We start from the raw sequence: 25,421 nt of genomic DNA, 5'->3' as shown, positions 1-25,421 counted from the left end.
AGATGAAACCTTTTACGCGTGTACTGAGCGCCTTTGCGGTAGGTATTCTTCTGCAAGGTGGGGTATACCTATACCTTGATCAATATATATTTGCACCGACTACAGAGTTTAACGTAGCAGGCGCATCAAAAGATGATACTAAAAACTTCCCTGATGTGAAGGAAGGTACTAAGTATGTATCTTATGACCGTCAATTTATGGCCGTTGTTACAGAGAACTCTTTGAAAATTTACAAGGCTAATGAAAGCAAGCCCACAAATATCGATTTGAAGGGTCGCTCGATTAGTTACTTCAACTGGATGCCAGACCGTAACTATGCTGTCATGGGTTTATATGACTCCAGAGATGTTGTCATGGCTCGTCTTAATGCGGATGATCCAGAACACGAAGTTGATACGAAACTTGAAGACTTGCCTCGGGGCAGTAAAATTGTAGATGCTGCGTACTCTGAAGCGACAAATGTGGTGTATATGAAGGTAAAAGTTCAAGAACACACATATCGCATTTATCGTACCGATGCTAACTACGATACACGTCGCGTTTACATGCAAGCTACTGATATCGGTCATATCGGTGTATTCTACGATGAAGATAACTTCTTCTACGATAATGTGAGAACTGGGGATGTATTCATGTTCAACGGCATTGAAGGGGGATGGCGTGTTATCAACCCTGAAGGGCGTTTCCGCTTTATCGGTGTTGATATGGACAAAACTATCTATATCGCCCGTGTTGATGAGGACAATAATGCATTGACTGTTTACACTGGTAAATTAGGTGTAGGCTTCAATCCAGTTTACAAATACAACCACCCTACTACATTTAATGAGTTGACATTATCAGATGTAAAAAACATCATTAAGAATGGTAGTGAAGAAACTACTAAGGTAACAGAAGATACTACATCTTCTAAATCATCAAATAGTAGTGGTAGTAAAAAGAAATCTTAAGAAAAAGCCTTTATAATGTTCTTTCATTATAAAGGCTTTATTCCTATAATAGTATGTACCCTAAGGATATCTATGAATATATTATTTGTACGCCTTAGTTACATAGGTGATGTTTTGCATGCTACACCTGCTGCGCGGTGGATTAAGGAACAGTATCCTGATGCTAAGTTGCATTGGATTGTAACGCCTAGTATGGTAGAGCTCCTGCAGGGCAATCCCTATGTAGATAAAATAATTCCCTGGGAACGGGATGAATACGAGGCACATTCTAAAAAACTACATATTCCTACAATGTGGCACATGTGGTGGGATCTTAAGGCCAAATTAGAGCCTTATAAATTTGATGTAGCCGTTGATGTGCAAGGGCGACTCATAACAGGGCTGGTACTATTAGCTTCAGGAGCCCCCATTAGACTTGGCCTTGGTGGCACAAAAGAGTTGAATTGGCTGTTTACTAACTATAAAACGAAGCCTAGTACAGAACACGTGATTAAACGCTATGTAGAGGTTGCTCAGTTGTTAACAAAGGCTATTACTGAACATGCAAATTTAGATACATCGCTTAACATTGATAAATACGGTATTGAGAGCAGTTGTTTACTAAATGAATCTAATGCTAATACGCTATACCACATGGATTTTCAGGTGCCAACAAATTTACATAGTTGGGCAGAAAATCAATGGAAGTCGATTGATAATGACGTTTCTTTACATCGAGGCGTGGTAGAAACTCCGCTACGCATTGGGCTGGTATTAGGTACCTCTTGGGCAACGAAAGAGTGGCCTCAGGAAAAATGGTATTCTCTCATTAAATCCCTTCAATATAGAGCGAAATTTGTTTGTTTAGGTGGCCCTAAAGAGGCTGCTCAATACAAACCCTTGCTGGACTCTTTGACAGATGAGGGTATTGATAAAATTGTTCTGAATATGTTAGGGAAAACGACACTTCAAGAATTAGGGGCTTTAATTGAAAGTTGTGATGTAGTAGTTACTGCAGATACGGGAGCTCTGCATATTGCGTTAGCTTTAAATAAGCCTGTAGTAGCACTCTTTGGCCCTACTGACCCTAAATTATGGGGCCCTCTAACGGGGACATTTAAGGTGCTCGTAAATGATGAATTAGATTGCTTAGGCTGCCGAAAACGACGTTGTCCTAAGCCTAATCAATATTGTATGTCTGGTATTGATCCAGTACGCGTAAAGAAAGCAATTTTTGAACTGATAGGAGATACACATGGCAAAGTTTAAAATTCAAAAAGGTTTATCTGATGCGGATATGATGAAAAATTTTAAGGATACAGAAAATTTCGAAGATACTATGCTCAATATGGAGCGAGATGCTAAGAAACCAGTAGTTCATCAAAGTCCAAAGCAAAAAGAAGATGCTTTTTACCGTGAGTTCTTAACTGAAAAAGTAGAGACTATGATTGGTAAAATACTCCTTGATATCAAGATGGAGTATTTTAAAGAAGGGGAAGGGGCTTTCTCTATTCAGGTGAAACGGGAAGGTAAAAATATTGTCCTTGAAACTGCGCCTAAAAAGGTTAAGCCTGAGAAGTAAGCCGTATAATGGAGACTATCAAATTTTAAAGATTAGGTCAGAACCTGTCCGTAAATGGGCAGGTTCTTTTGCATGTTTATGCATTTAAAAATATCGGCTTAGTTATCAATAAAATTGATGAGCTTATAAACATACCGACGTTTATCGAATTACTACATTTATAAATACCGATATATTTTGAAAAGTATTTAATAATAACCAAAAATTATTACGATATAATTTTTAGTTTCTCATTAAAATGAGCAATTACAAAAAAATTAATTTGATTAAACATACATGCTAAACTCTAGTTTCTCTGCAGTTTTTTGTGATATTCATCACGAAAAAATCATCTTTGAATACATGAGATTATGAGTAAATAGCATAATGTGGTTGTTGACAAAGAATTTTATAAGTAGTCTAATATAAGTATGTATTACGATTTTAGCGCGTTTGGCTAGTGTGAGCAGACATCGAAAAAATCGTAAAAAAAATAGGTATGAGATAGTTGTTTAATGAGTGTATAAAGTTACATACACAGACTATTTCGATTTGGAGGATTAACATGGCTAAAAAATTAAGAATTTGCGAAACCGTTCTTCGTGACGGTCATCAATCTATTTTGGCAACACGTATGCGCTACGAACAAATGGAACCAGTGCTCGGCCTTTTAGATGATATTGGTTATGAAGCTCTTGAATGTTGGGGCGGCGCTACTTATGACAGCTGTCTTCGTTTCTTGAATGAAGATCCATGGGAACGCCTTCGCAAATTGAAAGCTAATTTGAAAAATACCCCATTGCAAATGTTGCTTCGCGGTCAAAATTTGTTGGGCTATAAACACTACTCCGACGACGTAGTAGAAGCATTCTGTAATGCGGCTGTAAAAAATGGTATCGACCGTATCCGTATTTTCGACGCATTGAATGACCCACGCAATATGGAAGCTGCTATTAAGTACTCCAAAAAAGCTGGTGCACACGTTCAATCCGCTATGGTATACACAATTTCTCCAGTTCACACAACTGAAAGCTTCTTGAAAGTAGCTGAAACTTTGGTAGAAATGGGTACTGATTCCCTTTGTATCAAAGATATGTCCGGTTTGTTAGGACCTGCTGATGCATATGATTTGGTTTCTACTTTCAAAAAACGTTTTGGCGAATTGCCAATCGATTTGCATAGCCATTTCACTTGCGGTCTTGCTAGTACTACATACTGGGAAGCTGCTAAAGCTGGCGTAGATATCATCGATACTGCTATCTCTCCATTTGCTCATGCAACTAGCCAACCAGCTACTGAAACTATGATTGAAATGTTCAAAGGTACTGAATGGGATCTTGGCCTTGACCTTGATAAATACATTCCATTAGTTGATCACTTCCGTAAAGTAAAACAACAAATCGCTGAAGAATTCAACTTGAAACCAGCTAGTGATGTAATCCCTGCTGTTCGTCGTTACCAAATTCCTGGCGGTATGTTGTCCAATACTCAAAACCAATTGAACGAAATGGGTATGGGCGATCGCTTCTTTGACGTTATGGATGAAATGCCACGCGTTCGTGAAGACTTGGGTTACCCTCCATTGGTAACTCCAACATCCCAAATCGTTGGTACAATGGCTATGATGAACGTTATGATGGGCGACCGTTACAAAATGGTTCCTAACGAAGTTAAAGATCTTGTTCGTGGTAAATATGGTCAATTACCTGGTACAATTTCTGATGAAATTCGTCAAACTATCATTGGTGATGAACAACCTATTACTTGCCGTCCAGCAGATCTTATCGAACCTGAATTGGAAGGTTACCGTCAAGATTTAGCTTCTAAAGGCTACAATGGCATCACTGACGAAGACGTATTGACTTACGCTATGTTCCCAGAAGTTGCTATTAACTTCTTCGATGCAAATCGTCGTTAATCCAAATTTTAAAAGAGGATTCTTAGGAATCCTCTTTTTTTTGACCATATTTAAACTATCCTCATAGAGAAATAGTATAATTCAGTATATATTTTGTTTTATTAAATGAAGAGATTCAATAGTTGTTTCATTTTTTATATTTTAGCTTTTTTATAAACAGTATAGACAAGTTCCTATTAAAAGGGGAGACTAAGGAACTATGAAATATCAGATATTACCAATTTTCATATCGCCATAAGATACATGGGTGCGTGTGAAAATATAATTTTTACGAAAAGTATTAGATATTAAAAGGGTCGAGATACCTTTGAATAATCGGTCAATTATAAACTACGTATGAAAGAATAGTGAAAAATATGTTGGATATTTGCGTGTTTTACTTGCGTTAAGTTATAAAAATAGCGTAAACTATAGAGAGTATCTACTATTTATGATATTGAGGTAATCCTGTGAATTTACAAATACGAATTTGGATATCCAATGTTGTGCTGTTTGTTGTACCTATTTTAATAGCAATTATTTTATTTTTGCTATATTTTACAGGTTTGCGCATATTGGCCAATGCCGGTTACTATTTGCGTATTGAGCAGGAACAACAGTTTAAAAGTGTCAGTCGAATAACTGAAACCATTACCTTTTATGGGTTAGAAAATGATCTAATTAATAGCTTGGTTAAGCCTAGCTATAGCCTACTTGATCCAAAGGAAGTATATGTTGAAGTACTTGATCAAGGAAATATGGTGTATAACTACGGTAATCCACAAATCTATAGTGCTTCTGCCATTGTTGGTCTTATTGATGTTAATCCTGAATTACAGGGCATCGTATATCAATCCAATAATACTTTCGTTTATGAAATGAGAAAGTACGATGGACGTCATTCCTATGTATACCATATTGCGATTAGGCGTGCTACTCATGGTAGTGATAGCTTAATGGAATCCGTATCTTTCTATATTATCGTAGTATCCATATTGCTCTTTATTGTTACATTTTTTGCTATTAACCGATTTGTTACACGATTTATCATGATTCACGTTAAGAACATGACAAAGTCGTTAGAAATGGCAAATCGTCAGATTGAAATGGAACAGGAGCAACAAAAAGAGTTACTCGCTGGTATATCCCATGATATACGAACTCCGTTGACGGCTATTAAAGCGTATGCTGAAGGCGTTCGTGACGGTATTGCACCAACGGAAGAGCAACAAAAAAGATACATGGGGATTATTTTGAAACGGGCCAATGATTTAGATTCTATGTTAGAGGAACTATTCCTCATAACAACATTGAACTATAAAAAAGAATCTCGTCCATCTGAGCGAATTGAATTAGGTCAGTTTGTACGTGACTTTGTAGAAGATCATTTAGCTCCGTATCAATCGAAGGGGCTTGAGATTAAGGCCCGTATAGCTACGGAAACACCTTTTATCAATGCTAACCCACAATTGTTACAACGTGTTTTGCAGAATGTGTTGAACAATAGTGCTAAGTATAAAATGACCGATATTGGTCATTGCGTCATAGATGTAACGAGTGATGATGATTTTGTATACTGTGTCATCAGTGATGATGGACCAGGTGTACCGCCAGAATCTCTAGAGCGTCTGATGCGACCATTCTATCGTGTAGATTCGTCTCGTACGAATCCTCAAGAAGGTAGTGGCCTAGGATTGTCGATTATCCGTCGAATTATGGAAATCTTTGAAGGCCGAGTTGTGATTGAAAATGTAAGGCCACATGGTCTACGTATTATATTAGAGTTTCCTAAGCAAGGAGAAGAATCATGAGTGAACATATCTTAATTATTGAAGACGATTTGGATATTGCCAATATTGAGCGTGATTATTTAATGGTGGCGGGCTATGATGTAACGATTATGACTAATGGTACAGATGGCATTGAAGCAGCATTAAATACTCCTGTAGACCTTATTATCCTTGATGTTATGTTGCCAGAAATGGATGGTTTTGAAGTTTGTCGTCAAATTCGTGACAAAGTTCGTGTACCAATCGTTATGGTAACTGCGCGTCTTGACGATATCGATAAAATCCGTGGCTTAGGCGTAGGTGCTGATGATTATATTGAAAAGCCATTCTCTCCATCTGTATTGATTGCGAAGATCAAAGCTATGTTGGCGCAATATAAACGTTTAACAGAGCGCGATGCAATGGAAACAAACGCTATTCAATCCGGTGAAATCCGTCTCGACCCTAAAATGATGAAAGTATGGGTGAATGAAAAAGAAGTTCATCTCAAAAAGAAAGAATTCCAATTGTTGGAGTTCTTGATGCGTAACCGTGATATTGTATTTAGCAAAGAAGAATTGTATTCTCGTGTATGGGGACTTGACTCCTATGGTGATTATGCAACTGTAGCAGTTCATATTAATCGTTTACGTGAAGAAATTGAGGATAATCCATCCGATAGTAAGCATATTATTACAGTGTGGGGTGTAGGGTATAAATTCGTTTAGTATAGAGAATATGCATTCACATTATACTCACGTTGTTCGTGGCTGTTGATTAGATATGACTTTATAGAGATTTTATTATAGAGATATAATCAAAGGTTTAAGAATTGTTTATATAGTTACTTTGATAGTTTAGATATTCCATGTATACTTATTTAAGTAAGGCTGACTATGACTCTAGATAAGTAATATTTTAACTTCTCTCTCTTAATAAGTTCTCTCTAAAGCTTATCTAGATCACATATACTCTCTCTCTCAACAGTCCTTACACTCTCAAACTATATGCATAAAGGGCATTTGCTAGCGACGGCTAGTAAATGCCCTTTATGTTTTTTAGATTTTAGATATTTGAATACATTCTATACAGCTTCTTTCAGGATTCTAGGTATTTATCTAGTGGAGGATATACGGTTATAATAATTATACTTTCATAAGAAAAGTTATAAATTGATATCTTGCATTGTAAAAGCAGGCGTACTATAATAGGTTCATCAAAATCAATTTTATAAAATTGATTTTGGGATGATTTGAATTAGTGTGAGACGTGGCGTATTTATAAAGTATCATAATTATATGATTTATGATTTGGTTCTTATTTTACCTTTTATAATCATCATTAAGACGTTATGGGTGATGTAGAAGAATATTAAGAAGAATATAAGGAGATCTACATGACATTTTCAAAATATAAGAAAACAGTAATTGCGTGTATTCTTGCTTTGGGGATTGGGGTAGGCGGAGGATACTATTTCTTTGGCAGCCCTGTTAATACGCAACCAACAAACGTGAGAGAACAAACAAAACAGACTAAGCCTATTACTGAAACGCGTAATACCTATGTAGTACAAGCAGCTAAAGAATCTGGGCCAGCTGTAGTAGGGATTACAACACAAGTATTTCAAAAGGATATTTTTAACCGTACTATCTATGCTGGAGAAGGTGTCGGATCTGGTGTGCTTATCGATAATGACGGACATATTATAACAAATAAACATGTGGTAGCGGGGGCTAGAAATGGGGAGGTTACAGTATCATTGTCTGATGGCAGTACGGTGACGGGGACTGTTATAGGTTCAGATTCACAGACGGACTTAGCAGTTGTAAAAATTAAACCTCCAAAAGATATTAAACCTATAAAAATTGGTGACTCTGATTCCTTGCAAGTAGGGGAGCCAGCTATTGCTATTGGCAATCCTTTAGGTCTTGAGTTTAAAGGTTCAGTTACCTCTGGTGTTATTAGTGCCTTAGCACGTACAATTGATGATCAAGGTCAACGATTCCCATTGATTCAAACTGATGCAGCCATTAATCCAGGTAACTCAGGTGGTGCGCTTATTAATGCAGATGGTGAGTTAATTGGTATCAATAGCTCTAAAATCTCTAAAGAGGGAATTGAAGGTATGGGCTTTGCTATTCCAATTAATTCTGCGATGACAATTGTTGATTCTATTATTAAAAATGGTAAGGTCATTCGCCCTTATATTGGGGTGTGGGCTGTAGACCGTCAAACTGCAGCGCGCAATAATGTAACCTATGAAGGTGATGGACTTCTTGTTGTTCAACTTGATTCTAATGGTCCTGCTGCACAAGCTGGTCTCGTAGAAGGGGATACGATTGCACAAATTGATGGTAAAGATATTACTACCTTACTCGAATTAAAAGAACAAATTGATGCTAAGAGCCCTGGAGATACAATTTTGGTATCCTATACTCATAACGGCAAAATGAAGAGCGCACAGCTTAAATTAGGGGAAGCGTCTTCAAATTAGAATCTAGTAAATAAAACTTAATTAAGTATTCCAATAATGTACTAATTTCTTTTGTAGTGTTAGAAAATCCTCATCTTTTAGATGAGGATTTTTAGTTATAATAGGGTGCTTTAATAGATTTTGTATAAAAAATACCATAAATAAGACAATTTTTTTGAAAAATTTTTCCTATAAATGCAGAAATTAACTGTGTTTATAGATTAGAAATAGAAAAAAATATATTAAGTTCTAATATTTTTTTACAAAGTACCTTGCGTTCCGAGGTACCTTATGTTATTATGTATTTGTCAGTATATGATAGTGACCGTAAGAGAGCTTTCACATTGGCAGGCAAGCACAGCCTAAAAGGGAGGAACTATGCAAGTTCAATTAAAAAAAGGTGTTATGGACATGCTGGTGCTAGCATTATTAACACAAAATGATCGCTACGGATACGAAATCGTAAGCACCATTTCAGAATATATTGAAATATCTGAAGGAACGATATATCCATTGTTTAACAGACTGAAAAAAGAAAAGTATGTTGAAACGTATTTAAAGGAGTCTTCTACAGGCCCATCACGGAAATACTATCATATCACGAACGAAGGCCGTGCAGCATATAACAAGATGCGTCAAGAATGGGATGATTTTTCTGGTGTTATCAATATGCTGTTGAAAGGAGTCGATAATAATGAACAAAAATAGCTTTTTGGATGCATTGCGTAATATATTTAAAAAAGCGCGTGTTGCAGATGTGGAGAGTATTATAGAGGTTTATGAAGAACATTTTGCGGTAGGTTATGAAAAGGGTCTTACCGATAGTGAGATCATTAAATCCTTAGGGACTCCAGAGGAAATATATGCATCCTACGTAGATGCAGGTATCATTACAGACACAATGAATCAAGATGGTAGTGAAAGTAAATCCGTTAATATGCAGGAAATTTATGCACGATTTGATGATTATAAAGAGCGTCTTTTACCTCAATTACCGGGGATGGCTAAAAAAGCATCTAAGACTTTGCTCTCTATTGGAAGTGCCTTATCCTATATTGTAGGTGCTCTTATATTCATTATTACACCGGCTATCTTGTTCTTACTAGGTAGCTCATGGCAACCATTTGAGAATGTTACTGCATTTCCAGTATTGTCCATTGTAACTTTAGTGGCACTTGGTGGTGTAGGTTTATTTGGTGGACTTACATGCGTCTTTGTTGGCACAGAGCTTCGTGGTGTGCGTGAACGTTATTTCCGCAATGTGGACTAAGGAGGATTTATGAGACGAATTATAATTACAGCGATTTTAACCGTAATCTGTGCGGTTGGAGCATGTACATCGTTTGCAGTAAATGATTTACCTAATTTTGGTGAATGGATGAAAACAAATGAACAACAGTTTAGAAAACCACATAGACATGATGGTCCTAATAAATATATGGATAAACATATGATGGATGGAAATAATCAAATGATGCCTCAAGATGGCATGGGGCCAAATAATGGCCAGCATATGCACCAAAATGGTCAAAACCAAATGATGCCTCAAGATGGTATGGGACCAAATAATGGCCAGCATATACATTCAAATGGTCAAATGCCTCCACAAGGTCAAATGCCTATGCAAGGCCAACCACCTCAACAAACTAATGGTAATGCACCACAACAACAAAGTGAACAAGGTGTGCCACAAGCTACACAAAACTAACGATACTTTATGAGTCCATTTCTCTTATAAGATTATAGAGTACGTGGTCATGAAAGTGCATTCATGGCCACCATAGAGCCACATACTCTATGTGATACATTCGTATCAGAATCTCTCTCTTACACACAATAACTACACACAAACAAAAAGAGCTCCTCAGTGAAGGAGCTCTTTTTGTATCTATTTATAAATATAGACAGTAGTTGATGGACTGGGAATATTTTATTAACTTCCTAATGAAAAACGACCTATGCATGTATATAGGTCGTTAAAAAATTATTTGATGTGTTTAGAACCGCGTTCTGTCATAGCTACGCCGTCTTTGCAAAGAGGGCATTCTTCAGGTTTATAAGTTGGAACTTCAAGATTAAGTAATGCTTGTACCTTTTCATGAGGTACACCGAATTCTGCTTTGCCCCCAGAACGGTTAACAAGAAGGCCTACACCTACGATTTCACCACCGGATTGGTTGACAACATTTACTACTTCTTGTACAGAGCCACCAGTAGTTACGATATCTTCAACGATAAGAACTCTTGTGCCTGGCTCGATTTTAAAGCCACGACGTAATGTCATAACGCCTTTTTCGCGTTCTGTGAAGATAGCACGGGTGCCAAGCGCTTTACCTACTTCGTGAGCAAGTAAGATGCCGCCGGTCATAGGTCCAATAACAAGTTCTACATTTTGATCGCGGAAGCGTTCAGCTAATTCTTTACAAAGTTTTTCTGTATATTTTGGATGTTGTAATACATTAAATTTTTCAACATACATTGGACTGTGGAGACCAGATGTCAAAAGGAAGTGACCTTCTAAAATAGCTTGAGTGTCGATCAGTAATTGTTTTACTTCTTGTTCTGTCATCATTTGGATACTTTCTCCATTTCTTCAATAATTAAACGAACCGCTTCACGAGGGTTTTCGGCTTGTGTAATAGGTCGACCGATAACAAGGCGAGATGCTCCATCTTGTAGTGCACTAGCTGGTGTAGCAACCCGTTTTTGGTCGTCTGTTGTTGCAAAGGAAGGGCGAATACCAGGGGTAACGATGAGGAAGTCATCGCCACATGCTTCACGAATCATTTTGGCTTCTAATGCGGAACATACAACACCATCCATACCACAGTCTTTAGCGAGTTTTGCAAGGCGAATGACTTGGTCGGAAATTGGTAGCTGACCACCAATAGCAGTCCAAGATTCATCGTCAAAGCTAGTTAATGCGGTGATGGCTAATAATTTTGGGCGTTCTACGCCTAGTTCTTTGCCACTCTCACGAGCTGCCTCAACAGCAGCTTTCATCATGACAGGACCACCTTGACCATGTAAAGTAATTAAACTAGCGCCGAGACGTGTTAAGGAAGCTACGCCATGGGCTACGGTATTTGGAATGTCGTGCAATTTCAAATCAAGAAATACTTGTTTGTTTTGCTCCTGTAAAAAACGAATTGTTTTTGCTCCTTCGGCGTAGAATAGCTCCATGCCGACCTTGTAAAAGCTAACCGAATCACCGAGGGATAATACGATTTCTTTCACTGCATCCATCGTGGATACGTCAAGAGCAACGATTAATCTGTCATCTGCCATGTTGCAACCTCCATACTACATACATATCTAAATAATTTTCACATACTGAGGGTCTATCTGTCAATTAAAATTGGTATGAATGAGGTGATTATTGCTCACCTTTGAACAGTAGATTATAGTCTATTTCATGCTATAATAAGTAGAGTAAATGAATATAATTCTTATATATAGATTTTGAAAGGAGTCCTATGTTAGATTTTGTTGCATTAGACTTTGAAACAGCAAATAAATTTAAAAATAGTGCGTGCTCCTTGGCGGTTATTACCGTAAAGGACGGACAAATTACCAAAAAAGCATATAGCCTCATCAAGCCTCCGTTTATGAGTTTTGATGATGAATGTATTGAAATTCATGGTATCCAACCGAAGGATGTTCTTCATGAAAAGACCTTTGATCAGTTGTGGAATGCCATTTATGAAAACCATTTAAAAGGTAATATTATGGTGGCTCACAATGCGAAATTCGATATGAACGTATTGCGTGCTACTTTAGATTATTATAAAATCCCTTGGCCAGAACTAGATTATGCATGTACAGTTAAACTTTCACGTGCGGTATGGCCTGATTTGGTTAATCATAAGTTGAATACAATGGCCGCATATATTGGAGTTGAGTTTAAACATCACTATGCACTGGATGATGCAGAGACTTGTGCAAAGGTTGTATTAGAAGCTGCTAAGTTGAAAGGCGTTAATAGTTTACCAGATTTATTAAAGGCTACAGGTGTACCATTAGAACCATTCATTGATGATAAAAATCGCTCTGCTCAAGATGCATTACATAAAGAGCCAGAACCAGAACAAATGTCGTTCTTTTAGTAAGGAGAGGTACTATGTTGGGGAAAGAATTATTAGCTTATGTAGATCATACATTATTGCGTCCTACAGCTACATGGGATGATATTAAAGAAGTTTGTGAGGATGGTATAAGGTATAAAACTGCATCTGTTTGTATTCCTCCAGATTTTGTAGCATCCGCCCATGAAGCATATCCAGAACTTAACATATGTACCGTTATCGGCTTCCCTTTAGGATATGAAACAACAGAGGTAAAGGTGGCAGAAACGAAACAGGCCATTGAAGAGGGCGCTTCTGAAATTGATATGGTTATTAATCTTGGAGATGTAAAGCAAGGTGATTTTGAAGCGGTAACTAGCGAAATTGAGGCGCTTAAGAAGGCTTGTGGTGATAAAATTTTAAAAGTTATTATCGAAACTTGTTATCTTACAGATTCTGAAAAGGTGGCGCTTTGCAAATGTATTACAAATGGTGGCGCAGACTATATTAAAACATCTACTGGATTTGGTAGCGGCGGTGCAAGCCTTGAAGATATTAGACTCTTTAAAAAGCATATTGGTCCTAATGTACAGATTAAGGCTGCAGGTGGTATTCGCTCTATTACGGATATGAAAGCCTATATTGCAGAAGGTTGTAGCAGAATTGGAGCCAGTGCAGCTGTAGAGTTATTAAAGAATCACTTGAACGAAGAAGTATAATAGAAAACCACCTAGGCTATGCTTAGGTGGTTTCTTAGAATGGCGGTGTAACTATGCGTATGTATGATATTATTCTGAAGAAAAGGGCGAACTTGCCGTTAACAGATAAGGAAATCCGCTTTGTCATAGATGGCTATGTAAAGGGAGAAATCCCTGATTACCAAGTGAGTGCGCTCTTGATGACCATAGTTTTTAATGGTATGAATGCTCGTGAACTAGGAACTTTGACCTTGGCTATGGCTCAATCAGGTAATATGGTAGACTTATCGAATATTGATGGGATCACCGTAGATAAACATAGTACAGGTGGCGTAGGAGATAAGACCACACTTATTATTGCGCCTCTCGTAGCCGCTTGTGGAGGCAAGGTGGCTAAGATGTCTGGTCGTGGACTTGGACATACGGGCGGCACTATTGATAAGATGGAGTCCATTCCAAATTTAAAGGTATCTTTAGAGAAAGATGCTTTTATCAATCAAGTTAATCAAATCGGTCTTGCTGTTATAGGTCAGTCGGAAGGGCTTGCACCTGCTGATAAAAAGCTATATGCTTTGCGCGATGTGACGGGAACTGTGGATAGTATCCCTCTTATTGCATCCTCTGTTATGAGCAAAAAATTGGCTTCTGGTGCTCAAGCAATTTTGTTAGATGTAAAGGTTGGCAGTGGTGCCTTTATGAAAAACATAGAGGATGCTCGTGAATTGGCTAAAGCAATGGTAGATATTGGAAAGAAAAATGGCCGTTCAGTTAAGGCTATTTTGACGGATATGGATCGACCGCTAGGCCATGCTATTGGAAATGCTTTGGAGATTCGCGAGGTTATTGATACGTTGAAAGGTCATGGTCCAGAAGATTTAACGCATGAATGTATTATTATGGCTGCCCACATGCTCGTATTGAGTCATATATGCGACTATGAAACGGCTCTCAGTCGTGTGCAAGAGGCACTCGACTCTGGTGCCGCATTAGAACGATTGCGTATGATGATTGATGCTCAAGATGGCGACAGCCGAGTTATCGATGATGAAAGTATATTGGCAATCGGCCAGTTTACCTATGATGTGATAGCACCTCAAGACGGTTATATAATCCATATGAATACAGAACAATGCGGGATTGCATCCGTTATGCTTGGAGCCGGTCGGACCGTTAAAGATGGCCCTATCGATTATAGTGCAGGTATTGTAATGCACAAAAAAACTGGGGACGCCGTTAGCATGGGTGAAAGGATAGCTACACTATATGCTTCTGATGAAAGCTTATTCACTAATGCGGCTCAGACCTATTTAGCGGCGATTACTATTGGTAATACTGCACCTAAAGTAGTGGATACTATACTAGATATTGTAGAGTGAGGAGTGCAATATGAAAGAAAAGGATATTCAAAAGCTCATCGATCGTGCTATTGTGGCTCGCGACAAAACCTATAGTCCTTATTCACATTTTGGTGTGGGCGCAGCCCTTCTTTGCGAAGATGGAACCATCTATGAAGGGTGTAATATAGAAAACGCTTCTTATGGATTAACTAATTGTGCGGAGAGAACTGCTATATTTAAGGCAGTGTCGGAAGGGCAAACAAAATTTAAAGCCCTTGCCGTAGTTGCTGATACGGAAGGGCCTTGTGCACCATGTGGTGCTTGCCGTCAGGTGATTTCTGAATTTGAAATACCTCGTATTATAATGGCGAATTTAAGAGGGGACTATACAGTTGTTGAATTAGAAGGTTTATTACCTTTTAGATTTGGGCCCGATAACATATAAAAAAGAGACCACGTTGATGTGGTCTCTTTTTGGTATAGCTTAGAATGCAGGAACAATAGCACCTTGGTATTTTTCTTGGATAAATTTGATAATTTCAGGGCTATGAAGTGCAGCCATCAATTTTTTGATACGAGGGTCATTTTCATTGCCTTTAAGTACAGTTACGATATTTACGTAAGGGGAATCGTTATTTTCAATTGCCAATGCATCTTTGCCAGGGTTAAGACCTGCGTTTAATGCAAAGTTAGTGTTGATAGCGGCTAAGGCTACATCGTCAAGGGAACGAGGTACTTGTGCTGCTTCTAATTCTACGAATTGATATTCGTTAGGGTTCGCAGTAATATCTTGTACGGTAGATAAGATGTTTGTAGAGTCTTTTAATGTAATTAGACCTTGTTTTTGTAACAACAATAATGCACGACCACCGTTTGTAGGGTCATTAGGAATAGCGATTTTAGCGCCTTTTGGAAGATCTTTTAAATCTTTGATTTTACGGGAGTATAAACCCATTGGCTCAAGATGAACACCACCGGCAGATACTAAGTCAAGTTTGTGAGCTTTTGCGAATTCCTCCATGTAAGGTACGTGTTGGAAGAAGTTGGCATCAATCTCTTTGTCCCCTAAAGCCAAGTTAGGTGTGTTGTAATCAGTAAATTCTGTGATTTTTAATTCGATACCATCTTTTGCTAAGATTGGTTTAACTTGTTCCAAAATTTCTGCGTGAGGTACTGCTGTTGCCCCAATTTTTAATACTTGTTTGCCATCGCTAGCAGCTTGTTTGTTGTCGTTACCACAGCCTGCGATTAATAAAGCGCCGCCAAGGATTACAGTAGCTGCCAATGCTAAAAATTTTCTCATTAGACACACTCCTTATACAATAATTACATATAAAATATTAAATCTATAGTACTAAATAATTTCCTATCTATCAAGAAGGAATTATTATAGGTTCTCCATAACTAAAAACTATGGAGAACCTATAATATAAGTATGTTCATTTTTAAAACAATTTGCCCATGATAAGTCCAATCGCCCACATTAGTTGATAAATCATAGCGGCCCCAGCGGTAGTGCCCATAGCCTTATCTAGTTGGAACTCATCTGTATTGGTAGATAATGTATGAATTGTTTTGAAAGCTAGTGGTGCTGCAAGGAATGCTAATAAGGCGAACCATGTCATATGGCCTATTATAATCCAAGCAATGATCCAAATAAAATTGAAAATATATGAGATACTCATTAAGCTGAGCGCTCTTTCACGACCAAGTACAATTGGCAATGTGTGACGGCCATGGCTTTCATCATTACGAATATCTCGGATATTATTCGTCAACATGATGGATCCAACGAGCAATGTAGATGGAATTGCAGGAATTAACAGAGCTAAGGATAATTCTCGTGTCCAGGCATAGCCTGTAATGAGTACGATGGCAAAACCCATGGCGATACCAGAGGAAATTTCTCCAAATGGTGTTCGAGAAATTGGTTTTGGACCGCCAGAGTAAAGGAAACTAATTAGAATACATAAGAAGCCTGCAGGGATGTAGTACCAAGTTATAGTAGCAGATAAATAAAGACCAATGATAATGGGCACAAACATGAGTACTTTAATCATCGTTATAATGAGCTCTGGTGTTATAACGCCACGTGTGATAGAACCAGCATTACCTACCTTTTGACCCGCATCGAGTCCAGATTTAAAGTCTTTATATTCATTCCATAAATTAGCTACAATTTGGGCTGTTACAACAGCTAAAAATATGAGCACTGTATGTAAAATGGCAAGCCCTGTACCCTGAGTAGCGCCAAACGCATAATAACTAAAGGCGGCACCTAAAATGGTAGGCCCCAATGCAGCAGCTAATGTGCGAGGCCTAGTGAGGGGAATTAATTCTTGTATCATATTAAAAGCACACCGAGTGTGCACTCCTTTCCATTTCTCATACGTATATCATCTTTACATGTCTATTTATGTATTGTATAGCAGAAAGGTAAGCTTGTAAATTATACTATACAGTTATATATGTCGATATAGTATAATAATTAATATATGCAGTATAGATTATCTTTTAAACTCTTAATATATACTGCACGGATTATCTAACAATCTATACATAGTGTATTGTTAAAAAGGTGAGGTGTCTTATGAGAACTCTCAATAAAAAGTTGATAACATTGGCTTGTGCCACCTGTTTAACTGTGGGTATGGGGGCAGTGGCATGTGCTGATACGGTAGATTTAGGTTATGGTATGTACGGCACAACTTCCCCAACTGTGAAAGCTGTAGAAGTTATGCATATTTCTACTGATACAAGATTGCGTAATCAAGAACAAGATAAATTTCTTAAAGTAGCAAATAAATCTGCTGTTGATACTATTAATAATGTTGTGAAAGTACAGACTGGTGTAGCTGTTGAACCAGTGAAGGGGGACTTTCTTGATGGTTACTCCTTCTATCAATTGCAAGGTACTGATAAACAAGGACATCATATAGGTGGTTTAATTGTTATTAACTATTCTAAAAATGCAATTGATCAAGTTATAGGTATGAATAAGACTATTTTAGAGAAGGGGTCAGATGCGGAAAAAGCCGCATTAAAGCATTCTATCTCTAAATATGTAGAATCTTACTCCAAAGAGACGGCCCAACAACAATTACAAGGCCTGAAGAGCAATACTATTGAAGGTGCTAAATTATCTAAAGATCTAAAAACGATAAATGATAAGTTACCTTCTCAAATTATAGGTGTCTTTGATAAAATGCTTGCCACAGATAAGAAATCATCTCCTAAAAGTATAGAAGAGGTCCGTTCTTATGTAGACTTTATGGCAAAACAAGTAAGCCTAGATGCAACGCATGTGGCCTATAAACCTGTTCAAACACGCTATGGTACAGCTGTGACAGGCGATTTACGCGGTAGTCTAAAATATGATGGCTTTAGAAATACCTATTCCTTAATTGGTTATGCTGTTCCTACAGATAAAGGTGTATCTTTACAGCTTTTAATGTCTGATGACTCTAGCCATGATTATTGGGCTAATGAGTTGAATCATATGTATCAAACACAATCTCTCAAGGGAGGTAAATAATATGAAATCTTTGAAAGTATTGGCTTGTGCAGCTTGCCTAATGGGGACTGTATCTGGCGTAGGTTTTGCTAAGGATGTACAAACAATTGCAGGATCCATGGTAGTGCCTAACAATGTAACTGTTGTTTCTGCATCCAAGACAAATACACGTGATTTTGTAGAAAAACAATTAAATGAGGATTTTTCAAAATCTACGATGTCGAATATGATGGCAAAGGAATTTTTCCAAAATTTTGGTACTAATTTTGATGTATACCAATTACAAGGGGCAGATAAAACTGGTCAAAAAGATGCATTCGTAGTAGCTGTAGATGTTAAACAAATAGCGCAACAAGTGGCTAAAGAAAAGGCTAATGACCCAATGTTTATAGCTGCTATGACCGCTCTTGATAAAGGTCAAATTGATCCTGTAACAGAGCAACTTTTATTAGGAACAATAAATAAACAGATTCCTACTAGCACAACGGTAGTTCCTTTGAATGGACCTATTAATGTGTCTAGTCGTGATCCCCAAAAAGCAACGATTATGCCTAAAACACTTAAAACTCTAACCGTAGAAAATGCAGAACAAGTACATCCGGTGGCTGGTACAAAATATCAAACATATGCAGCAAGCTCTCGCTTGTTATATGCAGATGGAAATGTACAAACTCCACTCTATGCAAATGCTGCATTTGTGTTGAAGCCAGGAAAACCAGTGTTGTATGTAGGTATAACAACTGATGTACAACGTGATTATTTCAAACCAATATTTGACAATGCATTCAAATCAATTAAATAATTGGTTATATACGTACTTTTATTTTATATGTGATATATTGAGGTAAGTCATATATATCGAGGCATCAACATGAGTTTCGCACCTTAAATATAGTCATATTAATTTATATTTATTTATAAAAGGAGATTTATCATGAAAACAATTTCTACAGACAAAGCACCAGCAGCAGTAGGCCCTTACTCTCAAGCTAAAGTGGTTGGCGGTTTATTATTTGCTTCTGGTCAAATTCCACTCAATCCTGCAACTGGTACAGTTGTTGAAGGGGGCATTGTAGAGCAAACTGAACAAGTATGCAAAAATATTGAAGCCGTATTGACTGAAGCTGGTACAGACTTTTCCAAGGTTGTTAAAACAACTTGCTTCTTAGCTGATATTGGTGATTTCAAAGCATTTAATGAAGTGTATGCTAAATATTTCACTTCTAAACCAGCTCGTTCATGTGTAGCAGTAAAAGACCTTCCATTAGGCGTTATTGTAGAAGTGGAAATTATTGCGGAAGTATAAGATGGATTATATTTCTTTGTTACAGTCAGAGATGCGTCCTGCCTTCGGTTGTACTGAGCCAATTGCATTGGCTTATGCGGCTGCGAAGGCAGTCTCTGTTTTAGATGAGTTTCCTAACCATATTCACGCAAGATGCAGCGCGAATATTATCAAAAATGTAAAATCTGTAGTCATTCCAAATTCTGGGGGGCGAAAAGGACTAACGGCGGCCGCTACACTGGGTGCTATTGTAGGGCATCCAGAGCGTGAACTAGAGGTGTTGGAATCTGCTACAGACGAAGATCGCAAATGGCTTGGTACATTGCTTGATGCTAACTTCTGTACCGTTTCACTTGCTGAAGGCGTAGATAATCTATATATAGAAATCACTGCAGAAACAGATGAACATACAGCGGTTGTTCGAATTGAAAATGACCATACGAATGTAACCTATGTATCAGTAGATGGTGAGATTGTCTCTGAAACAGTCAATGAAATTAAGAAAGCGGCTAAAACAGAATATGCCATGACCTTCGATAGCATTTACGAATTTGCCTTAACCGGTGATATTTCTGGTATCCTACCTCAAATTAAACAGCAAGTTGAGTATAATACTGCAATTTCTAAGGAAGGTCTGTCCAATGATTATGGATCTAATATTGGACAATTGTTATTGTTAGATGAAGAAAATCCATCTCTCGAAACGAAATGTAAGGCTCGTGCCGCAGCTGGCTCTGATGCGCGTATGAGTGGCTGCCCATTGCCTGTTGTTATTTGCTCTGGCTCTGGTAATCAAGGTTTAACCGTGTCTGTACCAATCATTACGACTGCCGAGGAACTTGGTAAAAGTGAAGATGAATTGTATCGCGCTCTCGTCTTTGCTAACTTGCTAACGCTTTACGTTAAATCTGGTATTGGTAAATTGTCTGCATACTGTGGCGTTGTATCTGCCGGTGTGGTAAGCGTAGCAGGTATAGCCTTTTTGAAAGGTGATAGTAAAGATATAATCGAGAACACTCTTGTAAATGGGCTTGCAAGTTTATCGGGTATCGTATGCGATGGTGCAAAACCATCCTGTGCAGGTAAAATTGCGATTTCTCTTGATGGTGCTTTTATGGGATATAAGCAAGCTCGCCTTAATAAAAACTACCAAAAAGGCGATGGCCTTGTAGCATACTCCGTTGATGAAACCATCCGCAGTATTGGTGCTGTGGCACAAGGTATGAAAGAAACGGACGTAGTTATATTGAATGAAATGCTAAAACACTAAACTGTATGTGATGTGTTTAGTTGAATATAAAAAGAACCTTTCGTTGGTTTCTGTACTTTCAAAAATTGTGTCCAATTTTTGGGGTGCAATTCACGCGAAGGGTTCTTTTTTGTTTATTGTAATTTTTTAGGATCTTTAAGTATCAATGAAGCCCCAAGACCCACTACTAGGAATGGTACAAGTGTCATCATAGCGGCAGGTAAAGTATAGGTATCCGCAAGGTTACCTACTACAGGTGCGATGATACCACCAATAGTTTGGCTCACGCCGAGGGTAATACCAGAGGCAAAGCCGATGCTTTTAGCTAGATATGTTTGACCTAGTACAATGACTGGGCTATAACTGATGGCTTTCGCAGCGCCAATCATGAGTAGTAGCAGATAGGCTACAGGCATCATGATGACAGGGGAGAAGGTTGGCACTTCTGTTAATAGGAACATGGCCGGCAACCAAATTAATAGGGATAGTCTAATGATTTTGATAGGACCATATTTGTCGCCTAATAGACCGCCGATATATGTCATGAAGATACCGATGCTAAAGAATACGGTTAATGCAAAACTGCCTTGTTCTGGACTGGTGCCGAGTTCACGAGTCCAGAAGATAGGAATAAATGCATTGATAACGCGGAAGTTTACCGATTGGCTTAGGATGATAACGAACAAGATACCAAAGTATTTCCAGTAATTTTTGAGTGGTTTGTCTACAAGTGTAGGGTTTTCTGTAGCTACCGCTTGGTCGATAGTGCATGCATGAGCTACTATGCGAGGCATGAGGATGAATAAAATCGTTGATATGATAAGACCTACCACGGTGAAAGCCGCCAATCCATGCGGACCTACTGTATAGGCAATAGAGCCAGCAAAGAGTGGGCCAATGGCAAAACCAGAGCTACCGCCGATAGCAAAGGTGCCCATGGCTTTTCCTTTTTTGCCGCCACCGAGGCGGTTCATGATCTTTGCCCCTTCAGGGTGGAAGATAGAAGACCCCACACCGGCTAAGGTGGCACAAACAAGTAAGCTTTCATAGGAAGTGACAAAACCCATAACACCTGTGCTACAAGCAGAGAGTAAAACACCTAAGGCGATGAGTCGAGGCTGATTGATTTTGTCAGAAAGATATCCTAATAATGGTTGTAATAATGAAGATAATGCTGTATTGGCTAAGATAAGAAAGCCCGCTTGTTCTAAGCTGAGTCCATAGGTATAGATGAACAGTGGTAAAAGGGCAGGCAATACACTTTGGCAAGAGTCATTAATCATATGACTCACTGTAATGAGATAAGGGTAATATTTTTTCATAGTAGTGGTCCCTTCGCAAAAAAGCGCTAACCGTGGTTAGCGCTTTATATATTTTATATGGCAGAGGAGGAGGGATTTGAACCCCCGCGCCGGTTGCCCGACCTACCGCATTTCGAGTGCGGACCCTTCAGCCTCTTGGGTACTCCTCCGTGTTTTACGGCGCTCCTTAAAAAAGTCTTTCATGATTTGGCTACATTCATCACCAAGGACCCCAGATGCTAATTCAGGCTCATGATTTAAACCAGGGTGAGAGAGTACATTGAAAAGAGATTCTACAGCGCCTCCTTTGTAATCACTTGCACCATATACAACACGGTCAATACGACTGTTGATAATGGCTCCAGCGCACATCGGACACGGCTCTATCGTAACATACAGGGTACAACCAGTCAACCGCCAGCGCTTGAGCACACCGCATGCTTCTCGGATGACGAGCACCTCTGCATGAGCCGTTGCATCGTGATCTAATTCGCGGCGATTATGGTGGCGTGAAATGATTGTATTGTTTTGAACTAAAATGGCGCCGATAGGAATTTCTCCTAAGTCATAGGCCTTGTGAGCTTCCTCTAGGGCAAACGCCATGAAATACTCGTCCCGAGTACGCTCATCCATATTTTTAATCTCTATAGGTGTAATGTCTTTTGTCATTCTCATACCTCTTAATGTATAATATCTTACATAAAGTCTATCATAGTGTACGCAGTTATGCGAATAGATTGTGTGAGGGTATTATGGATATTATTTGGTATATATTTGATATGATTGGCACTATTGCTTTTGCTATCTCCGGAGCACTTGTTGGGGTGGCGCGGAGAATGGATATATTTGGTATGGCTGTATTGGCACTGGCCACGGCAATCGGTGGTGGTATTGTACGGGATGTTCTCTTGGGGTATTTTCCACCGAACTCATTACGCAATATAGTATATGTAACAGTGGTTATTTCCGTAACAATTATCGTATTTATTATGTATAACAGCCGTTATCGCAAGCATGCTATGGGCCCTCGTAGTCGAGCAAGCTATTTATTGGCCGATGCTGTGGGGGTGGCATCTTTTACAGTAACTGGGGCATCTGCAGGATTTAAACTATATCCAGAGTTGCCAATTTTCATTGTTTTATTAGGAACTATTACTGCTGTTGGTGGCGGCATTATCCGAGATATGCTGGCTCAACGGATTCCGTCTGTTTTGAAAGAAGACGTGTACGCTCTGCCTAGTGTTATTGGGGGTATCGTTTATTACTTAATGGTTATTTCTAACTGGGTTGGAGAGGCTGTATATGGTGCTTTTACTGTTGTACTAGTTATTCGTCTACTAGCTATTAAATATAATTGGAGCTTACCCAAAGTGCGCTAAAGCTAAAGGCGCTGCATTTGAGAAATAACAAGTAAATGATATAATTATACTGTTAAATATTTCATAAAAAGGTCAGAAAAAAAGAGTATTATATAAGAGTTAATTTTCGAGTCGAGAGTACTCGTGTACACAGAAGGAGATTTGCTTTATGACAAATAAATGGTTGAAAGTAGCATTAATGGTTACAGCCATTGCTACAGGTACATCCATCAATATTGATGCAGAAACCGTATTATATGTACCTCAAGATGATCGCCCTGTAAGCTTGCAATATACAGTTGATACAGCTCGTGAGGCGGGTATGACTGTGTTGACACCACCTCAACATTTGATTTCTGGTAAGACGTATCAAGGTCAAGCAGACCAAATTATGGCTTGGGTAGAACAAAATGCAGGTCGTGCTGATGTTATGGTATTAAGTACAGATACTCTTATTTATGGAGGTCTTGTAGATTCTCGTAAACATAATATTCCTCTTAGCACATTGCAAAATCGCTTGAAACGTATTGAAGGTTTAAAAGCGCGTAATAAAAATGTACGCATCTATGGTTTTGGTACGGTAATGCGTTCTCCGCGTGCGAGTGGTGGCGGTACTGAACCGGCTTATTATGCGGAGTATGGTCCAACTATCTTCCAAATCGCTGCATTACAAGATAAATTGGATTCTGGCTCCTTAACACAAGAAGAAACTCAAAAAATGATGAGCCTACAAGCCTCCGTTCCTGTGGAATACTTGCAAGACTGGTTTGACCGCCGTCAAAAAAATATGAAAATCAACAAAGAGTTGATTGATGAAACTCGCAGTGGTGTATTCGACTACTTTGCATTAGGTCATGATGATACATCTCAATTATCTCAATCCGCTCTAGAAGGTCGTTACCTTAACAAATATTCCAAGGATATTTCTGTTGAAAAATACGGTAGCTTCCCTGGTGCTGACCAACTTGGTCTCTTATTGATGGCGCGTTCCCGTACCGATGTGAGCACAGAAAAACCTACATTCTCCGTAATTTATCCACTCGGTGGCGGAGGTAAAACATTACCAGGTTACGAAGATCAAACGATTGATAAAACAATTGCTCAACACGTTGAGGCTGTAGGTGGCACGATGGTGACACAAGGTAAACCAACTGTATTATTGGCTGTTAATACACCTCTTACTACGAGTACAGGCGAGTCTGAAAACTTCGAAAACTTCCCAATGATCTCCAACTCTACAAATGCTTTCGTAGATCGCATTCAGCAAGCTGTTGACTCTGGTGTGAACGTAAGCGTTGCAGATATTGCTTTCAATAATGGCGCAGATAATACATTGGTATCCGCTATGTATAAACGAGATTTGTTGTACAAAATCGGTGCGTATAATGGTTGGAATACAGCAAGTAACACAGTAGGTTACGCTATTGCTCAAGGATTATTGCTTAAATCTATGAGTCCAGAAGGTCATCGTGATATGTTGACGCAACAATATTTGGATAACTGGGCATATCAAGCAAATATCCGTAAAGATATTTATCGTATGCAAGATTCTATCAGAACAGACAATGTTCGTTACTCTGGTGAATTAAATGAACGTCTTGAAAGTTATTTAGGTGAACGCATTCAAGATTTCGCTGAAAAATACCTTAAAATCAATCCTCGTACAGTAAAAGCTACATTCCCATGGGGACGTCTATTTGAAACGGATATCACTGTTTATGACAAACCAGTGGTACCACTTGAAAAAGAATTACGCTTGAAACGAGAAGCTGAAGCAAAAGCTAAGGCTGAAGCAGAAGCTAAGGCTAAGGCAGAAGCGGCTGCTAAAGCAAATGGTCAGGCTGTACCAGCACAAGCCGCACAACCTGAAAAAGCTGCAACGCCTCAAATACCTACATCTACCCCTCCTGTAGTTAAACAACCAGCTACAGAGTCTCAAGGTCCACGTGTGGTACCGACACCTGCAGTGGCACCTGGTCAATAGTG

Annotated in this window: 26 protein-coding genes and 1 tRNA gene; 20 read left to right on the top strand and 7 right to left on the bottom strand. The window is 38.6% G+C overall.

Features of this window, described 5'->3' with window-relative positions; translation table 11 throughout:
• Window positions 1–2: 2 nt before the first annotated feature.
• The 10 genes from HMPREF0874_RS07435 to HMPREF0874_RS07390 all read left to right on the top strand — a co-directional run bounded on the left by HMPREF0874_RS07435 (window position 3) and on the right by HMPREF0874_RS07390 (window position 10,337).
• Entirely contained in the window at window positions 3–950 is a 948-nt protein-coding gene (locus HMPREF0874_RS07435; RefSeq protein ID WP_004693675.1) for a hypothetical protein, read from the top strand.
• A 72-nt stretch (window positions 951–1,022) separates the two neighbouring features.
• On the top strand, window positions 1,023–2,198 hold the full coding sequence (locus tag HMPREF0874_RS07430; RefSeq protein ID WP_008602785.1) for a glycosyltransferase family 9 protein: 1,176 nt from the start codon (window positions 1,023–1,025) through the stop codon (window positions 2,196–2,198).
• Window positions 2,185–2,511, top strand: a complete 327-nt coding sequence (locus HMPREF0874_RS07425; protein ID WP_008602784.1) for a hypothetical protein — start codon at window positions 2,185–2,187, stop codon at window positions 2,509–2,511. Before HMPREF0874_RS07430 ends, HMPREF0874_RS07425 begins: the two co-directional genes overlap by 14 nt.
• 544 nt (window positions 2,512–3,055) lie before the next feature.
• Window positions 3,056–4,408 (top strand): pyruvate carboxylase subunit B, encoded by a 1,353-nt coding sequence (locus tag HMPREF0874_RS07420; protein ID WP_008602782.1) that lies wholly within the window; start codon window positions 3,056–3,058, stop codon window positions 4,406–4,408.
• Between the two features lie 449 nt (window positions 4,409–4,857).
• Entirely contained in the window at window positions 4,858–6,198 is a 1,341-nt protein-coding gene (locus HMPREF0874_RS07415) for a sensor histidine kinase KdpD (protein ID WP_039965355.1), read from the top strand.
• Window positions 6,195–6,884, top strand: coding sequence for a response regulator transcription factor (locus tag HMPREF0874_RS07410; RefSeq protein ID WP_004693664.1), 690 nt, complete (start codon window positions 6,195–6,197; stop codon window positions 6,882–6,884). The genes HMPREF0874_RS07415 and HMPREF0874_RS07410 overlap by 4 nt, the downstream gene beginning before the upstream one ends.
• Before the next feature lie 668 nt (window positions 6,885–7,552).
• Window positions 7,553–8,650 carry a S1C family serine protease gene (locus tag HMPREF0874_RS07405; RefSeq protein ID WP_004693659.1) on the top strand — a complete coding sequence of 366 codons (1,098 nt, stop codon included), beginning with the start codon at window positions 7,553–7,555 and terminating at the stop codon, window positions 8,648–8,650.
• Window positions 8,651–9,007: 357 nt separating this feature from the next.
• Window positions 9,008–9,337: a PadR family transcriptional regulator gene (locus HMPREF0874_RS07400; protein ID WP_004693657.1), complete on the top strand. Its 330-nt coding sequence runs from the start codon at window positions 9,008–9,010 to the stop codon at window positions 9,335–9,337.
• Window positions 9,324–9,899, top strand: a complete 576-nt coding sequence (locus HMPREF0874_RS07395; protein WP_008602778.1) for a DUF1700 domain-containing protein — start codon at window positions 9,324–9,326, stop codon at window positions 9,897–9,899. The genes HMPREF0874_RS07400 and HMPREF0874_RS07395 overlap by 14 nt, the downstream gene beginning before the upstream one ends.
• Window positions 9,900–9,908: 9 nt before the next feature.
• Window positions 9,909–10,337 carry a hypothetical protein gene (locus HMPREF0874_RS07390; RefSeq protein WP_008602776.1) on the top strand — a complete coding sequence of 143 codons (429 nt, stop codon included), beginning with the start codon at window positions 9,909–9,911 and terminating at the stop codon, window positions 10,335–10,337.
• 276 nt (window positions 10,338–10,613) lie between these two features.
• Here the strand turns inward: HMPREF0874_RS07390 and pyrE are convergent, their stop codons facing one another.
• Entirely contained in the window at window positions 10,614–11,201 is a 588-nt protein-coding gene (pyrE, locus tag HMPREF0874_RS07385; protein ID WP_008602774.1) for an orotate phosphoribosyltransferase, read from the bottom strand.
• Window positions 11,198–11,917 (bottom strand): orotidine-5'-phosphate decarboxylase, encoded by a 720-nt coding sequence (gene pyrF / locus HMPREF0874_RS07380; RefSeq protein WP_004698328.1) that lies wholly within the window; start codon window positions 11,915–11,917, stop codon window positions 11,198–11,200. Before pyrF ends, pyrE begins: the two co-directional genes overlap by 4 nt.
• 188 nt (window positions 11,918–12,105) lie before the next feature.
• Between pyrF and HMPREF0874_RS07375 the strand changes: the two genes are divergently transcribed.
• Genes HMPREF0874_RS07375 through HMPREF0874_RS07360 form a run of 4 tightly spaced genes read left to right on the top strand, consistent with a single transcriptional unit; the run spans window position 12,106 to window position 15,173 of the window.
• Entirely contained in the window at window positions 12,106–12,735 is a 630-nt protein-coding gene (locus HMPREF0874_RS07375) for a 3'-5' exonuclease (protein ID WP_008602770.1), read from the top strand.
• Window positions 12,736–12,749: 14 nt separating this feature from the next.
• A complete protein-coding gene (gene deoC, locus HMPREF0874_RS07370; RefSeq protein WP_004698377.1) occupies window positions 12,750–13,412 on the top strand; it encodes a deoxyribose-phosphate aldolase in 663 nt (220 codons plus the stop codon).
• Window positions 13,413–13,465: 53 nt separating this feature from the next.
• On the top strand, window positions 13,466–14,767 hold the full coding sequence (locus tag HMPREF0874_RS07365) for a pyrimidine-nucleoside phosphorylase (RefSeq protein ID WP_038125821.1): 1,302 nt from the start codon (window positions 13,466–13,468) through the stop codon (window positions 14,765–14,767).
• A gap of 10 nt (window positions 14,768–14,777) precedes the next feature.
• The gene (locus tag HMPREF0874_RS07360) at window positions 14,778–15,173 is read left to right on the top strand and encodes a cytidine deaminase (protein ID WP_038125822.1); all 396 of its coding nucleotides are present in this window, start codon (window positions 14,778–14,780) and stop codon (window positions 15,171–15,173) included.
• 39 nt (window positions 15,174–15,212) lie between these two features.
• Here HMPREF0874_RS07360 and HMPREF0874_RS07355 read toward each other — a convergent pair whose 3' ends face one another.
• Together HMPREF0874_RS07355 and menA are read right to left on the bottom strand one after the other, a co-directional pair.
• Complete coding sequence (locus HMPREF0874_RS07355) at window positions 15,213–16,031, bottom strand: MetQ/NlpA family ABC transporter substrate-binding protein (protein WP_004698373.1); 819 nt, start codon at window positions 16,029–16,031, stop codon at window positions 15,213–15,215.
• Window positions 16,032–16,173: 142 nt separating this feature from the next.
• Entirely contained in the window at window positions 16,174–17,076 is a 903-nt protein-coding gene (menA, locus tag HMPREF0874_RS07350; protein ID WP_008602765.1) for a 1,4-dihydroxy-2-naphthoate octaprenyltransferase, read from the bottom strand.
• Between the two features lie 242 nt (window positions 17,077–17,318).
• On the opposite strand from menA, the gene HMPREF0874_RS07345 reads away from it, so the two are divergent.
• The 4 genes from HMPREF0874_RS07345 to HMPREF0874_RS07330 all read left to right on the top strand — a co-directional run bounded on the left by HMPREF0874_RS07345 (window position 17,319) and on the right by HMPREF0874_RS07330 (window position 20,797).
• The gene (locus tag HMPREF0874_RS07345; protein WP_039965353.1) at window positions 17,319–18,263 is read left to right on the top strand and encodes a hypothetical protein; all 945 of its coding nucleotides are present in this window, start codon (window positions 17,319–17,321) and stop codon (window positions 18,261–18,263) included.
• A 1-nt stretch (window position 18,264) separates the two neighbouring features.
• Window positions 18,265–19,044 carry a hypothetical protein gene (locus HMPREF0874_RS07340; RefSeq protein WP_008602761.1) on the top strand — a complete coding sequence of 260 codons (780 nt, stop codon included), beginning with the start codon at window positions 18,265–18,267 and terminating at the stop codon, window positions 19,042–19,044.
• A gap of 132 nt (window positions 19,045–19,176) precedes the next feature.
• On the top strand, window positions 19,177–19,548 hold the full coding sequence (locus HMPREF0874_RS07335) for a RidA family protein (RefSeq protein ID WP_004698345.1): 372 nt from the start codon (window positions 19,177–19,179) through the stop codon (window positions 19,546–19,548).
• 1 nt (window position 19,549) lies between these two features.
• Entirely contained in the window at window positions 19,550–20,797 is a 1,248-nt protein-coding gene (locus HMPREF0874_RS07330; RefSeq protein WP_008602759.1) for a serine dehydratase subunit alpha family protein, read from the top strand.
• A gap of 113 nt (window positions 20,798–20,910) precedes the next feature.
• Here the strand turns inward: HMPREF0874_RS07330 and HMPREF0874_RS07325 are convergent, their stop codons facing one another.
• The 3 genes from HMPREF0874_RS07325 to tadA all read right to left on the bottom strand — a co-directional run bounded on the left by HMPREF0874_RS07325 (window position 20,911) and on the right by tadA (window position 22,746).
• Complete coding sequence (locus HMPREF0874_RS07325; protein WP_008602757.1) at window positions 20,911–22,098, bottom strand: MFS transporter; 1,188 nt, start codon at window positions 22,096–22,098, stop codon at window positions 20,911–20,913.
• Between the two features lie 58 nt (window positions 22,099–22,156).
• A tRNA-Ser gene (locus HMPREF0874_RS07320) sits at window positions 22,157–22,247 on the bottom strand.
• Window positions 22,201–22,746 carry a tRNA adenosine(34) deaminase TadA gene (gene tadA, locus HMPREF0874_RS09955; RefSeq protein ID WP_198001856.1) on the bottom strand — a complete coding sequence of 182 codons (546 nt, stop codon included), beginning with the start codon at window positions 22,744–22,746 and terminating at the stop codon, window positions 22,201–22,203. Before tadA ends, HMPREF0874_RS07320 begins: the two co-directional genes overlap by 47 nt.
• 83 nt (window positions 22,747–22,829) lie before the next feature.
• On the opposite strand from tadA, the gene HMPREF0874_RS07315 reads away from it, so the two are divergent.
• Window positions 22,830–23,456 carry a trimeric intracellular cation channel family protein gene (locus HMPREF0874_RS07315; protein ID WP_039965352.1) on the top strand — a complete coding sequence of 209 codons (627 nt, stop codon included), beginning with the start codon at window positions 22,830–22,832 and terminating at the stop codon, window positions 23,454–23,456.
• 148 nt (window positions 23,457–23,604) lie between these two features.
• Entirely contained in the window at window positions 23,605–25,419 is a 1,815-nt protein-coding gene (locus HMPREF0874_RS07310) for a DUF4127 family protein (RefSeq protein ID WP_039965350.1), read from the top strand.
• The last annotated feature ends 2 nt before the right edge of the window (window positions 25,420–25,421 follow it).

This window comes from Veillonella sp. 6_1_27 (assembly GCF_000163735.1).
Taxonomy (GTDB): Bacteria; Bacillota; Negativicutes; order Veillonellales; family Veillonellaceae; genus Veillonella; species Veillonella parvula_A.
Note: the sequence above shows the minus strand (reverse complement) of the source record. Positions and strands in the feature narration are given on the sequence as shown.